Origin of the sequence: Rhizobium deserti (assembly GCF_004358025.1) — a bacterium.
Taxonomy (GTDB): domain Bacteria; phylum Pseudomonadota; class Alphaproteobacteria; order Rhizobiales; family Rhizobiaceae; genus Neorhizobium; species Neorhizobium deserti.
Genome location: NZ_SMTL01000002.1, coordinates 900003 through 912859, shown reverse-complemented (window position 1 = coordinate 912859; position 12857 = coordinate 900003). Strand labels below are relative to the sequence as shown.

Here is a 12857-nt window from a genome sequence, read left to right as displayed (position 1 = left end):
AAATAACCGATCGTCGGAATATTAGATGACCAATATCACTGCGGCTTCGACGCGGTGGCGACTGAAACAGCCGAGCATCATCCCGGGTTTTGGGTTGACGCTCGGCTTTTCGCTTGCCTACTTGTCGCTGATCATTCTCATACCTGTAGCCGGCTTGCTGTGGCGGAGCGCAGCCCTGGGCTGGAGCGGGTTTTTGGCAATCCTTGCAGATGAGCGCACCCTGCGAGCACTTTATGTGTCGTTCGGTACCGCCTTTGTGGCGGCACTCGTCAACGTCGTCTTTGGCACCATGCTCGCCTGGGTTCTGACGCGCTACCGGTTTCCAGGTCGGCGGCTGATTGATGCGCTGGTCGATCTGCCATTCGCACTGCCAACGGCGGTGGCCGGCATTGCATTCGCATCGCTTTATGCTCCCAATGGCTGGATCGGCTCACTCTTCATGCCATTGCGCATTGGATATACGCCCTATGGCATCGTTATCGCGCTGATCTTCATCGGTCTGCCTTTCGTTGTGCGCACCGTGCAGCCTCTGATGGAGGAAATCGACCGGGAGGTGGAGGAAGCAGCAGCGACGCTAGGGGCAAACCGCTTCCAGACGATCCTGCAAGTATTGCTGCCGGCGCTGACGCCAGCCATCCTCACTGGCTTCGCCCTGGCCTTCGCCAGGGGCGTCGGTGAATACGGCTCCGTCATCTTTATCGCCGGTAATATTCCTTATGTGTCGGAAATTGCACCACTTCTCATCGTCATTCGCCTGGAGGAGTTCAATTATGCGGGCGCCACTGCGATTGCGACCATCATGCTGTTGATTTCCTTCGCTATGCTGCTGGTCATCAACCTCATCCAGGCCTGGAGCCGCAAGAGGTATGGCAATGTCTGACAATGCCTGTGCCAGAAAGACCGCTTTCCGCAATCCGGCTGACGAGAGCTTTACCACAAAGGCGCTACTGGTCGCCGTGTCGCTTGTCTTCCTGACCTTCTTCCTGTTCCTGCCGCTCGTCTCGGTCTTCGTCGAAGCCTTTCGCGAAGGCTGGGGGAGCTATCAGGAGGCTTTGGTGGAACCCGATGCCTGGGCGGCCATCCGGCTGACGCTGCTTGTGGCGGCGATCGCCGTGCCGCTCAATCTCGTCTTCGGCGTCGCCGCGGCCTGGGCGATCGCCAAATTCGAGTTCAAAGGCAAGGCATTCCTGATTACGTTGATCGACCTGCCGTTCTCGATCTCGCCGGTCATCTCCGGTCTCGTTTATGTGCTCCTGTTCGGAAGCCGGAGCCTGCTCGGGCCATTCCTCAAGAGTTACGGCATCGAGATATTGTTCGCGGTACCCGGGATCGTGCTTGCCACCATATTCGTCACTTTTCCCTTTGTCGCGCGTGAGCTTATTCCGCTGATGCAGGACCAGGGCACTGGAGACGAGGAGGCAGCCCTGTCGCTTGGTGCATCGGGCTGGCAGACTTTCTGGCATGTGACGCTGCCCAATATAAAGTGGGGCCTGCTCTATGGCGTACTGCTCTGCAACGCTCGCGCCATGGGCGAGTTCGGCGCCGTGTCCGTCGTGTCAGGCCGTATCCGCGGGCTGACCAACACCATGCCGCTGCATGTGGAGATACTCTATAATGAGTATAACATGGTTGCAGCCTTCGCAGTGGCCTCGCTTCTGGCGCTTCTGGCGCTCGTGACGCTCGCGTTGAAAACAATTCTCGAACTTCGGTTCGGTGCCGGCATTGCCGGCGGCAGGCATTAGAAGGTTCAGCCTTTATGGAAGTCACCATCACTAATATCCGCAAGGAATTCGATCGCTTCCCGGCGCTCAACGACGTGTCGTTGAAGATCGCCTCGGGCGAGTTGATCGCGCTGCTCGGTCCTTCCGGCTCCGGCAAGACGACGCTGTTGCGGCTGATCGCCGGGCTCGATTTCCCGACAGCCGGCCAGATCTTCTTCGGCGAAGAAGACGCCTCCCACCATTCGGTGCAGGAGCGCAATGTCGGCTTTGTTTTCCAGCACTATGCGCTCTTTCGGCACATGACCGTTGCCGAAAATATCGGCTTCGGGCTCAAGGTCCGGCCGAAAGCGACGCGTCCGGCAAAGGCAGAAATTGGGCGCCGCGTCTCGGAGCTTCTCGACATGGTCCAGCTCGGCGGGCTTGAAAAGCGTTATCCGAACCAGCTGTCCGGCGGCCAGCGCCAGCGCGTCGCATTGGCCCGTGCCATGGCCATCGAACCGCGCATCCTGCTGCTCGACGAGCCCTTCGGAGCCCTCGATGCCAAGGTACGCAAGGAATTACGCCGCTGGCTGCGCGAGTTCCATGACCGTACCGGCCATACGACCGTCTTCGTCACCCATGACCAGGAAGAGGCGCTGGAGCTTGCCGATCGGGTCGTCGTCATGAGCCAGGGCAAGATCGAGCAGGTGGGTTCGGCCGATGACGTCTATGACCGGCCGGGCTCGCCCTTTGTCTTCTCCTTTATCGGCGAATCTTCCCATCTGCCGGTCGAGGTCAAGCAGGGGACGGCGCTCTTCCAGGGGCAGCCAATTGGAATTCCCGAAGCACAGGACGGGGCGGCCGACCTGTTCTTCCGCCCGGAGGATGTGGCGCTCGTCGACGCATCGGACACGCTGTTCGGCAAGGTCATCGCCTGTCGCCGGCTGGCCGGCACCCGCATTGCCGAGATCGACATCGCCAACGAGGGCCATGCGCCCTATCATGTGGAGATCGAGGTGCCGCTGCATGCGCCGGTCGAGATCGGCAGCGACATCCGTTTTCGACCGACCCGCTGGACACTGTTCCGTCACTAGAGGCGGCAGACCGGCAATCTGACGCTTCCGCCCGCCAGCCACGGCGGCGTCTGGAGGCGTCTACCCGCCAATCCGATCTTTCATCCACACGATCTGCTACCTTGGCGTTTGATAATCGTCAGTTTAGAAGCCGGTTTAACCGCTTTACATCCTGCGCGCGTAAGTTTCGGTAAATGAAAAACAGCTAAAAGGATGTCAGTCTAAGTTTTGGTAACAGGTATTCCATGGCAGATTTTGCCCACGAAACCGACAGCAGCTTGTTGTCGGAAGATGCGACTGTGCGCCCGAGCAATGCTTTTGCCGCCATCTGGCAGGCCGTTGTCGATCGTCTCACCCCCGATCGCAGCACTCTCCTGTTCCTCGGCGTGGTGAGCCTGACCGCTTTGCTTTCGCTTTACGTCTTCCTTGAAGAACAGCTGGTCAGCATTGTTTGGCGCTTCGTCCTGGCCGACAGCAGCATCCATGCCTCGGCGGCGTTTGCCTTGTGCCTGGCCATGGGCACTGTGGCTGCCGGAAGACTTGCACGGATATCTAAGCCTGCCGCGCCGCAAGCGCCATCCAGCGACGATATGGCCCAGGCCATTGCCATCCTTTCGGCCCAGCCCAATGCGAGCGCCGGGCTGGTGCGCCTAGGCGACAAGAAGATCCTGTTTTCCGATTGCCGCACCGCCTTCATCATGTATGCACGCTCCGGCCGATCCTGGGCAGCGCTGTTCGATCCGGTCGGCTGCCCCAAGGCCTGGCCCGGCCTTGTCATGAAATTCATGAGTGCGGCCCGCCGGGACGGCTGCCGGGCCGTCTTCTATCAGGTCTCTCCGGACTTTCTCCCCTGCGCCGTTGAGGCTGGGCTGAAGCCCTACAAGCTCGGCGAACAGGCCGTCGTCGATCTGACCAGGTTCGACCTCAAGGGCGGTGCCTGGCTGAAGCTTCGCCGCTCGATCAATCGGGCGGAACGCGACGGACTGCAGTTTTCCATGCTGACAGCGGATGAAGTGCCGGGCGTGCTCGATGAACTTCTGACGGTGTCCAAGACCTGGCTCGAAGCGCAGAATGCTTCAGAGAAAGGCTTCTCCCTCGGTACCTTCCAGCCTCAGTATGTCGCAGCCGGTCCGGTCGCGGTAATTCGCCTGGAAGGCCGGATCGTTGCCTTTGCCAATATCCTGTCGACCAGCTCGAAGGGCGATGCCTTCATCGACCTCATGCGCCATGTGCCCAATACGCATCGCGGCATGATGGACCTGCTCTTCGTGCGCATCATGGAACATGCCAAGGCCCAGGGCTTCCAGACCCTCAATCTGGGAATGGCACCGCTTGCGGGCCTGTCGACGCACCGCAAGGCGCCCTTGTGGAACCATATCGGCAAGCACGTCTTCAACAATGGCGAGCGTTTCTACAATTTCCGCGGCGTTCTGGCGTTCAAATCGAAATTTGATCCCGAATGGCAGCCTCGCTATCTCGCCGTCAGCGGGCGAGGCATGCCGGTTGCTCCACTCTTCGACATCACCATGCTGATCGGCGGAGGACTGAAAGGCGTGCTGCGCCGATGAAGCTTCTGCCCCTCATCGTGGCCGGCTTGACGCTCCTGTCCGCCATCGTCCAGGTGGTGAAGGACCCGGAGCTGACCACGCAGAGCCTGCCGACCTCCCGGATTTCCTATCCCGAAGGCGAGGCAAGAGGGGTAATCGTCCTCTTATCGGGCGGGCAGGGCTGGTCCGGCAATGACGAGCGTAGTACCGAAAAGCTGACGGCGGAAGGCGCCATCGTTATCGGTGTCGACCTGCCGGCCTATTACGCCCGCCTGGAAGAACAGAAGGGCGATTGCCTTTACCTGGTTTCCGACATCGAGGATCTCAGCCGCCAGCTGCACCGCCAGGCCGACATCGTCGGTTACCATCCGCCGATCGTTGCTGGGATCGGCGAGGGGGCAACCCTGGCTCTGGCGATCGCGGCGCAGACACCCAATTCAACCATTTCCGCTACAGTGGCCGTCGATCCAGATGCGGTCATTCCCTTGTCCACCGTGCTTTGCACGCCTGCAAAGAAAGTGCCGGTAGCCGGCGGCATCATCTACGGCCTGACGGCTGGAGACCTTCCCAATCCCGTGCAGGTCTTGTTCAGCAACCGCGCGGATGCCTTAGGGCGGCGTCATGCAGAGCAACTGCGGCAGGGGCATCCGGCAGTCGAGCTCGCTGAGGCGCCGGGCGATCCAGATACTGTTTTGTTCCAGCATCTGTCGGCACAGCTGCGAAAGCTGGAGCGGTCAACCTCCTCGCTCAACCTGCCGATCGTGCCGATCGACGCCGTGGCCAGGCACAATGCCATGGCGGTCGTTTATTCCGGCGACGGCGGCTGGCGAGATATCGACCAGAAGCTCGCCGCTTACCTGAAGGAGGATGGCATCCCCGTGGTCGGCGTGGATGCCCTGCGTTACTTCTGGAACGAGAAGACGCCAGAGGAAACCGCCCAAGACCTGTCGCGCATGATTGCCACCTATCGGCAGCGCTGGAAGGTCGGGCATGTCATCCTGATCGGTTATTCCTTCGGTGCCAATATCCTGCCGGCGACCTATCGGCGCCTTCCGGAAACTGATCGCCAGGCAGTCTCGCTTATCTCGCTTCTGGCCTTGTCGCACCAGGCCGATTTCGAGATCGACGTTTCCGGCTGGCTCGGCTTTGCCGGAGCCGGAAAATACGGCGATCCGATCGAGGATCTGCGGGAAATCGAGCCGCGCAAGATCCAGTGCATCTATGGCCTGGCCGAAGAGGACAGCGCCTGTCCGCAGGTGGAGGAGATCCGTGGTGCCGAGGTCCAGTCGCGCCAGGGCGGCCATCATTTCGATGGCGATTACCGTGCCCTCAACCGGCTGATCGTCGAGCGGATGAAGGCGGTAATGGCGAGCCACTGACGGTCAATTCGATGTGAAGCCTCTGGTCGTTTCCACCGCCTCCCACATCTCCTGGTTCATGCGCCGGCAACCTGAGGAGAGCTGTCATGACCCCGACTTCAATCACCCGCACCTTGGCCGTCGCCGGGGTGGCGGGCATGCTTGCTGGCACTGCCGTCGCCCACCATGGATTTTCCTGGGCGGAGGCTGACCAGATCGATCTCAAGGGCACGATCGTGTCGATCTCCTTTGCTCCACCGCATCCGGCCATGGATGTCCGGGCACAGGACGGCGTCTGGCGCGTTGAGCTCAGCAATCCCAACCAGACGCAGCGTTCCGGCTTCGTGGAAGGCCAGGCGAAGGTCGGCGACGAGATTACCGCCACCGGCCATCGATCGCAGGACCCGAACGAGAAGCGCATGAAGGCCGTGCGCATTGTCGTTGGCGGCAAGACATTCGATATCTATCCGGATCGCATCAAAACCAACTGACGCAAGGGTCGGCCGCCCCGATGGAGTTTCTCGCACCGCTTGCCGAATCCATGCTGGCGCGGGCGCTGATCGTGTCGCCGACGCTCTATCTGTTTATCAACGCCGCGCATATCCTCGGGATCGCCATCCTGTTCGGCGCGATCCTGGCGCTTGATCTGCGAATTCTCGGCCTTGGCCAAGCCATACCGCTGGCGGCCGCGATGCCGTATCTCTCGAAGCTCGCCGGAAGCGGCTTGCTGATTGCCGTCCTCACCGGACTTTGCCTGTTCTCTGTCCGCCCTGTCGAATACGCGGGCAACCCGGCCTTTCTGGTCAAGCTTGGCCTTATAGCGCTAGGGCTCCTGAATGTGGCCGTTCAGCATTCCAGCGGTACCAGGCAGGCGATATCTGCCGACCAGGTACCCGCGGCCGCACGCCTCTCTGCCATACTTTCCATTGTGATCTGGATTAGCGCGGTGATCGGGGGCCGCTGGATCGGCTTCATCTAAGAATTGTTGCAGCCGACAGGATTTTCATCCATGATGCATCGCAATTGCAACGCATGAGGTGATGCCATGAAGACCGCGACCATTCCCTCCCTTCGCGTCGACCCGGAACTGCGCGCCGCTGCTGAGAGCGTGCTGAAGGAGGGCGAGACGCTTTCGGCGTTCATGGAAGATTCGCTCCGCCGCCAGGTGGAATACCGACGGACGCAAGCGGAGTTTATCGCGCGTGGATTGGCTGCACGGGAAGAAGGCGAGCGTACTGGCTTTTACTACAGTTCAGAAGACGTACTCGCCATGATGAGGCGAAAGCTTGAAGCGGTGAAAGCCGCGCAATCCGAATGACCGTTCGCACACTTCGCTATGCGCGGCAATTCTATGAGGACCTGGAGCGATACTACACTCATCTTGCTCAGTTGGACCCAAGTCTCGGGGAGCGCGCCTATGAAGCTATCCATAAGGCGATGCGAGTCCTTGAAGATTTCCCGTTCATCGGACGAAAGGCAATAGAAGGCGATGCCTTAGCGCGTGAGCTTCTGGTCCCATTCGGGTCATCGGGCTACGTCATTCTTTACGACATAAATGACGACGTGACGGTCACTATCCTTGCCATCCGCCACCAGCGGGAAGACGACTACCACTGATCCTAACGATCGCTCATCATCGCCCGCGGATTTACCCAGGGCTCCTGGTTGGAGCGGGGCAATGGCTGACGCCCAAGGATGTGATCGGCCGCCTTCTCGCCGGTCATGATCGAGGGACCGTTGAGATTGCCGTAAGTGACATGCGGAAAGATCGATGAATCCGCCACCCGCAAGGCCTCGATGCCGATCACCCGGCATTCCGGATCCACTACGGCCATGGGATCATCGGCACGGCCCATGCGGCAGGTGCCGCACGGATGGTAGGCGCTCTCGAGATGTTGGCGCAGGAAGGCGTCGATCTCCTCGTCCGACTGCACATTTTCGCCCGGCTGGATTTCCGGGCCGCGAAAATCGTCGAATGCCTTTTGTGCAAAGATTTCGCGGGTCAGCCGCACGCAGTGGCGAAATTTTTCCCAATCTTTCGGGTGGCTCATGTAATTGAAGCGAATCACCGGCTCGGCCTTCGGATCGGCGGAACGCAGGGTCACGCTGCCGCGCGATTTCGACAGGTTATATCCGACATGCACCTGGAAGCCATGGCTTTTCGCCGCCGCCTTGCCATCGTAGGAAATCGCCACCGGCAGGAAATGATACTGGATGTCCGGCTGCTTCAGCCCCGGCTGGGAGCGCAGGAAGGCGCAGGCTTCGAACTGGTTGGAAGCGCCAAGTCCGCCCTTGGACAGCAGCCATTGGGCGCCGGCCACACCCTGCCAGAACCAGGGCAGCCAGGAATAAAGCGAGACCGGCTTGGTGGAGACCTGCTGGAAATAGAATTCCATGTGGTCCTGCAGGTTGGCGCCAACGCCCGGCCGGTCGGCCAGCACCTCAATGCCCATCGACCTCAGGTGCTTGGCAGGCCCGACGCCGGACAGCATCAGCAGCTTCGGCGAGTTGAAGGCGGAGGCGGCGACGATGACCTCGCGGTTGGCCCTGATCGTCTCGACGATCCCCTTGCGCTCGATCTCGACCCCCACCGCGCGGCTGTTTTCGATGACGACCCTGTTTGCAAAACCGTAGACGATCTGAACATTCGGCCGCTTCAGCGCCGGACGAAGATAGGCATTGGCGGCCGACCAGCGGCGGCCTTTGTAAATGGTCTGCTCCATCAGCCCGAAGCCTTCCTGCTTCGATCCGTTGTAATCCTCCGTCGTCTCGAAACCCGCCTGCACGCCGGCCTGGATGAAGGCGTGGAACAGCGGGTTGTTCACCGGACCCCGCTGCACATGCAGCGGACCATCGGTCCCGCGCCAGCCCTGCTCGCCGCCGTGGGCATGCTCCATGCGCTTGAAATAGGGCAGCACGTCCGCATAGGCCCAGCCGTTGGCGCCGAGTTCCTCCCAGCGGTTGTAGTCTTCCGCATGGCCGCGGACATAAACGAGACCGTTGATCGACGATGATCCGCCGATGACCTTTCCGCGCGGTGCGGTGATGCGGCGGTTGTTGAGGTTTGGTTCCGGCTCAGAAAGATAACCCCAGTTATAGCGCTTCATGCTCATCGGCCAGGCCAGCGCCCCCGGCATCTGGATGAACGGCCCGAAATCGGACCCGCCAGCCTCGATGACGATCACCGAATGCTTGCCATCCTCCGACAGCCGATAGGCCATGGCCGAGCCTGCCGAACCGGAACCGATGATGACGAAATCTGCCTGCATGGCAATCACACCTTGTCGCTAGAACGTCTGGACCTGAGGATGAATATAGCTTAAAGCTATGAAGGCCGGTATGGCTGACGGATAAAGGCGGCGGCGTTGAAAGAGCTCACCTACACTCGGGAAGCCGGCAAGAGCCTTCGTCAGATGCAACCCAAGCGCAGGGCCGCGATCATCGCCAAGCTCGAAGCTTACGCCCGTGGCGAGCGGGTTGACATCAGGAAGATGACTGGAAAGCCGCACTTTCGCATCCGTGTCGGCCAGGACCGCGTGGTAATCGACGACCTTGGCAGGGTCGTCATGGTCATCGATGCTGGTCCGCGCGGCGGCATCTACAAGGAGTAAATCAGCATGGGTGATATCCAAAAGCTCGTCATTGACGGAAAGAGCTATGTTCTTCTCAGCGAAGAAGACTTCGAAGACCTGATCGATGGCCTCAAGGCCGACGCCATCATGGCACGAGTTGCCGCAGGCGAGGAGACCTTTCCGCATGAACTGATCAAGGAACTTTCCGAGTCGGATAATCCGATGAGGATCTACCGCAAATACCGTGGAATGACAGTTGCGCAGCTGGCCGAGGCTGTCGGTATATCGCAGCCGCATCTTTCCGACATCGAGAACAACAAGAAGGCCGGCTCGGTCGATGTGCTGATGCGCATCGCTAAGACACTCAGAGTCGATTTGGACGATCTCGTGGTCTGGAACCAGGAGGATGACTAGGCCACTTTTGGAGCCCATCAATACGGCGCCTCGACAGGTGCCATGCCGACATAGACCGTCTTCAGCTCCGAATAATGCTCCAGCGCGGCCAAGGAATTTTCGCGCCCGAACCCGGATTGTTTCGAGCCGCCGAATGGGATTTCCACCGGGCAGAGATTATAGGTGTTGATCCACAACGTACCGGCCTCCAGATGGTCGGCGACCCGGTGGCCGCGCGCAAGATCGGCGGTGAAGACGCCGGCCGACAGGCCAAACTCAGTGGCATTGGCGCGGGCAATCACTTCTGCCTCGTCGTCGAAATCCAGCACGCACATGACCGGTCCAAAAATCTCTTCGCGGGCGATGGTCATCTCGTCGGTGACGTCGGAAAACACGGTCGGCTGGATGTAATAGCCTTCGCCGGTCACGTGGTTCGGCAGGCCGCCGCCGGTCAGAAGCGTGGCGCCCTCGGCCTTGCCCTTGTCGATATAGAACAGAACCTTCTGGCGCTGGTCGAAGGAGACCATCGGTCCCATCTGCGTCGCTTCGTCGAGCGGATCGCCGATGACGATGTTTTCGGTGCGCGCCTTGAGCCGCTCCAGGAACTGGTCCTTGATACGGCGCTGCACGAAAACGCGTGTGCCGTTGGAGCAGACCTGACCCGTCGAATAGAAATTGCCGAGCATGGCGCCGCCGATGGCGCTATCGATATCTGCATCGTCGAAGACGATCAGGGGCGACTTGCCGCCCAGTTCCATCGTCACATGCTTCAAGGTACCGGCAGCGGCGGCGGCCACCTTGCGGCCGGTCGGCACCGAGCCGGTCAGCGACACCTTGGCAACATCGGGATGATTGACGAGCAGCGGCCCGGTTGACCGGTCGCCCTGGATGACGTTGTAGAGCCCCTTGGGCAAGCCGGCCTCGTGCAGGATCTCGGCGATCTTCAATGCCCCGAGCGGCGTGTTTTCCGACGGCTTGAACACCATCGCATTGCCAGCGGCAAGCGCCGGCGCACCTTTCCAGCAGGCGATCTGCTGCGGATAGTTCCAGGCGCCGATGCCGACGCAGACGCCGATCGGCACCCGTTTCGTGTAAGCAAAATCGCCGCCGAGCGGGATATATTGCCCGTTCATGCCGGCAGCGATCACACCGCCGAAGAATTCGAAACTGTCCGCACCCGAGGTTGGATCGGCGACGATGGTTTCCTGGATCGGCTTGCCCGTATCGAGCGTTTCGAGTTCCGAAAGCTCGCGATTGCGCGCACGGATGATCTCGGCGGCCCGCTTGAGGATGCGGCCGCGCGCCGTCGGGCTCATGGCGGCCCAGGCGGGCTGTGCGCGCTTGGCCGCTGCGATCGCCTTCTCGACGATCGCGGGCGTTGCCGCATGCACGCGGGCAATCACTTCACCGGTGGCCGGGTAGAGACTTTCGATAACGCTGCCTTCGGTATCCTCGACATATTCGCCATCGATAAAGTGGCTGGCGATCGGCTGGGCTTTCATCGTCATTCTCCGCCTTGTTCGCCCCTGGGATAGCGCTTGGATTCTTCGAGGACGTTGAGGTCCATGTGGTTGCGCATGTAGCGCTCGGACGCCTTCTGCAAGGGCTGGTGATCCCAGGGATAATAGGCGCCGTTGCGCAGCGCCTCATAGACCACCCAGCGCCGCGCCTGGCTTTCGCGCACGGCGGCGTCGAAGGCGCCCATGTCCCAACGTTCCTCGCGTTTGCGGCGGAACATCGTCACGACCTCTTCGAAATCGGGATCCATGGCGAGATTGCTGAGCTCGAGCGGATCGGTTTCAAGATCAAACAGCTGGTCCGGGTCGAGCATGCAGTGGACATATTTCCACCGGCCCTCGCGAATGCCGACAAGCGGCGAATAGGAGCCCTCGGCTGCATATTCCATCAGGACAGGGCTGGTGCGTTCGCCCCCGTCGATCACCGGCCGCAGGCTATCGCCGTCGGTCCAGGGCATGATCTCCTCCATGGAGATGCCGGCTAGATCGCAAAGCGTCGGCGTCACGTCGAGATTGGAAACGGGCGCCTCGTGCAGGGCAGGGCGGATGCCGGGCCCGGCGATCATCAGCGGCACCCGGGCCGAGCCCTCGAAGAAGTTCATCTTGAACCAGAGCCCGCGTTCGCCCAGCATGTCGCCATGGTCGGAGCAGAACAGGATGAGGGTCTCGTCCAGCATCCGCGTGCGCGTCAGCGTGTCGATCAGCTCGCCGACCTTCTCGTCGATATAGGATATGTTGGCGAAATAGGCCCGCCGCGAGCGGCGGATGTCTTCATCGGTGACGTTGAAGTTGACGTAGTCGCAGGAATGGATGATCCGCTTGGAATGCGGATCCTGGTCCTCGTCGGCAAGCCTTCCGACCTCGGGCAACAGATGCTCGCAATCCTCGTAGAGATCCCAGAACTTCTTGCGTGCGACATAAGGGTCGTGCGGATGGGTGAAGGACACCGTCAGCGCCCAGGGCCGGCGGGCCGCATCGTCGTTTTCCCGAGCGAGATGGTAGAGCTTCTGGTTGGCGAGGAAAGCGACCTCGTCGTCATATTCCATCTGGTTGGTGATCTCGGCAACGCCCGCACCAGTCACCGAGCCGAGATTGTGGTACCACCAGTCGATCCGCTCGCCCGGCTTGCGGTAATCGGGCGTCCAGCCGAAATCCGCCGGGTAGATATCGGTGGTCAGCCGTTCCTCGAAACCGTGCAACTGGTCCGGCCCGACGAAATGCATCTTACCCGACAGCGCCGTGTAATAGCCGGCGCGGCGCAGGTGATGCGCATAGGTCGGGATCGAGGATACATATTCGGCGGCGTTGTCGTAGACCCGCGTCCGGCTCGGCAGTTGCCCGGCCATGAACGAGGCGCGGGCCGGCGCGCAAAGAGGCGAGGATGTGTAGTTGTTCTGGAACCGCGCCGAGCGGGCGGCGAGCGCCGTCAGGTGCGGCGCATGCAGCCAGTCGGCCGGCCCGTCCGGAAACAGCTTGCCGTTCAGCTGGTCGACCATGATGATGAGGATGTTCGGGCGGGACATGGTCGGAATCGGCTCTCATGACGGATTGACGTCCATCTGAGTTATTTTTGATTGGCAGCGCAATCAAGAAGGGATTGCGAACCCCGCTATCCCAAAAGCGCGCTAGATCTTTCCGAAGCACCGACAGAGCGTGAGGGTGTGCCCGATGGTAACTTCTCAAACGGCGATCGCAAA

The 12857-nt window shown here is 60.7% G+C and carries 14 protein-coding genes; 11 read left to right on the top strand and 3 right to left on the bottom strand.

Annotated features, from left to right (window positions below; all coding sequences use genetic code 11):
* Positions 1 to 25 precede the first annotated feature (25 nt).
* The 9 genes from cysT (at position 26) to E2F50_RS10900 (ending at position 7295) form a co-directional block, all read left to right on the top strand.
* Positions 26 to 880, top strand: a complete 855-nt coding sequence (gene cysT, locus E2F50_RS10940; protein ID WP_133316144.1) for a sulfate ABC transporter permease subunit CysT — start codon at positions 26 to 28, stop codon at positions 878 to 880.
* Positions 873 to 1742: a sulfate ABC transporter permease subunit CysW gene (gene cysW / locus E2F50_RS10935; RefSeq protein ID WP_425375375.1), complete on the top strand. Its 870-nt coding sequence runs from the start codon at positions 873 to 875 to the stop codon at positions 1740 to 1742. The genes cysT and cysW overlap by 8 nt, the downstream gene beginning before the upstream one ends.
* Positions 1743 to 1756: 14 nt before the next feature.
* Positions 1757 to 2794, top strand: coding sequence for a sulfate/molybdate ABC transporter ATP-binding protein (locus tag E2F50_RS10930; protein WP_133316142.1), 1038 nt, complete (start codon positions 1757 to 1759; stop codon positions 2792 to 2794).
* Between the two features lie 224 nt (positions 2795 to 3018).
* Entirely contained in the window at positions 3019 to 4341 is a 1323-nt protein-coding gene (locus E2F50_RS10925) for a phosphatidylglycerol lysyltransferase domain-containing protein (protein ID WP_133316141.1), read from the top strand.
* Positions 4338 to 5699, top strand: a complete 1362-nt coding sequence (locus E2F50_RS10920) for an AcvB/VirJ family lysyl-phosphatidylglycerol hydrolase (RefSeq protein WP_133316140.1) — start codon at positions 4338 to 4340, stop codon at positions 5697 to 5699. Before E2F50_RS10925 ends, E2F50_RS10920 begins: the two co-directional genes overlap by 4 nt.
* Positions 5700 to 5785: 86 nt before the next feature.
* Positions 5786 to 6169, top strand: a complete 384-nt coding sequence (locus E2F50_RS10915) for a DUF6152 family protein (protein ID WP_133316139.1) — start codon at positions 5786 to 5788, stop codon at positions 6167 to 6169.
* A 50-nt stretch (positions 6170 to 6219) separates the two neighbouring features.
* Positions 6220 to 6657 (top strand): DUF6644 family protein, encoded by a 438-nt coding sequence (locus tag E2F50_RS10910; protein ID WP_245515358.1) that lies wholly within the window; start codon positions 6220 to 6222, stop codon positions 6655 to 6657.
* Between the two features lie 66 nt (positions 6658 to 6723).
* Entirely contained in the window at positions 6724 to 6996 is a 273-nt protein-coding gene (locus E2F50_RS10905) for a YlcI/YnfO family protein (protein ID WP_133316137.1), read from the top strand.
* Complete coding sequence (locus tag E2F50_RS10900; RefSeq protein ID WP_133316136.1) at positions 6993 to 7295, top strand: type II toxin-antitoxin system RelE/ParE family toxin; 303 nt, start codon at positions 6993 to 6995, stop codon at positions 7293 to 7295. The genes E2F50_RS10905 and E2F50_RS10900 overlap by 4 nt, the downstream gene beginning before the upstream one ends.
* Positions 7296 to 7297: 2 nt before the next feature.
* On the opposite strand, the gene betA is transcribed toward E2F50_RS10900, so the two are convergent.
* A complete protein-coding gene (gene betA / locus E2F50_RS10895) occupies positions 7298 to 8947 on the bottom strand; it encodes a choline dehydrogenase (protein ID WP_133316135.1) in 1650 nt (549 codons plus the stop codon).
* 96 nt (positions 8948 to 9043) lie between these two features.
* Here betA and E2F50_RS10890 point away from each other — a divergent pair, with 96 nt between their 5' ends.
* Together E2F50_RS10890 and E2F50_RS10885 are read left to right on the top strand one after the other, a co-directional pair.
* Positions 9044 to 9289 (top strand): type II toxin-antitoxin system RelE family toxin, encoded by a 246-nt coding sequence (locus tag E2F50_RS10890; protein ID WP_133316134.1) that lies wholly within the window; start codon positions 9044 to 9046, stop codon positions 9287 to 9289.
* Positions 9290 to 9295: 6 nt separating this feature from the next.
* A complete protein-coding gene (locus tag E2F50_RS10885; protein WP_133316133.1) occupies positions 9296 to 9664 on the top strand; it encodes a helix-turn-helix domain-containing protein in 369 nt (122 codons plus the stop codon).
* Positions 9665 to 9681: 17 nt separating this feature from the next.
* Here the strand turns inward: E2F50_RS10885 and betB are convergent, their stop codons facing one another.
* Positions 9682 to 11145: a betaine-aldehyde dehydrogenase gene (betB, locus tag E2F50_RS10880; RefSeq protein WP_133316132.1), complete on the bottom strand. Its 1464-nt coding sequence runs from the start codon at positions 11143 to 11145 to the stop codon at positions 9682 to 9684.
* A 2-nt stretch (positions 11146 to 11147) separates the two neighbouring features.
* Positions 11148 to 12683 carry a choline-sulfatase gene (gene betC / locus E2F50_RS10875; protein ID WP_133316131.1) on the bottom strand — a complete coding sequence of 512 codons (1536 nt, stop codon included), beginning with the start codon at positions 12681 to 12683 and terminating at the stop codon, positions 11148 to 11150.
* Between the last annotated feature and the right edge of the window lie 174 nt (positions 12684 to 12857).

Excerpts from the sequence above, each read along its gene's own strand:
- cysT (WP_133316144.1), top strand. The coding sequence starts at position 26 with ATGACCAATATCACTGCGGCTTCGACGCGGTGGCGACTGAAACAGCCG.
- cysW (WP_425375375.1), top strand. The coding sequence starts at position 873 with ATGTCTGACAATGCCTGTGCCAGAAAGACCGCTTTCCGCAATCCGGCT.
- E2F50_RS10930 (WP_133316142.1), top strand. The coding sequence starts at position 1,757 with ATGGAAGTCACCATCACTAATATCCGCAAGGAATTCGATCGCTTCCCG.
- E2F50_RS10925 (WP_133316141.1), top strand. The coding sequence starts at position 3,019 with ATGGCAGATTTTGCCCACGAAACCGACAGCAGCTTGTTGTCGGAAGAT.
- E2F50_RS10920 (WP_133316140.1), top strand. The coding sequence starts at position 4,338 with ATGAAGCTTCTGCCCCTCATCGTGGCCGGCTTGACGCTCCTGTCCGCC.
- E2F50_RS10915 (WP_133316139.1), top strand. The coding sequence starts at position 5,786 with ATGACCCCGACTTCAATCACCCGCACCTTGGCCGTCGCCGGGGTGGCG.
- E2F50_RS10910 (WP_245515358.1), top strand. The coding sequence starts at position 6,220 with ATGCTGGCGCGGGCGCTGATCGTGTCGCCGACGCTCTATCTGTTTATC.
- E2F50_RS10905 (WP_133316137.1), top strand. The coding sequence starts at position 6,724 with ATGAAGACCGCGACCATTCCCTCCCTTCGCGTCGACCCGGAACTGCGC.
- E2F50_RS10900 (WP_133316136.1), top strand. The coding sequence starts at position 6,993 with ATGACCGTTCGCACACTTCGCTATGCGCGGCAATTCTATGAGGACCTG.
- betA (WP_133316135.1), bottom strand. The coding sequence starts at position 8,947 with ATGCAGGCAGATTTCGTCATCATCGGTTCCGGTTCGGCAGGCTCGGCC.
- E2F50_RS10885 (WP_133316133.1), top strand. The coding sequence starts at position 9,296 with ATGGGTGATATCCAAAAGCTCGTCATTGACGGAAAGAGCTATGTTCTT.
- betB (WP_133316132.1), bottom strand. The coding sequence starts at position 11,145 with ATGAAAGCCCAGCCGATCGCCAGCCACTTTATCGATGGCGAATATGTC.
- betC (WP_133316131.1), bottom strand. The coding sequence starts at position 12,683 with ATGTCCCGCCCGAACATCCTCATCATCATGGTCGACCAGCTGAACGGC.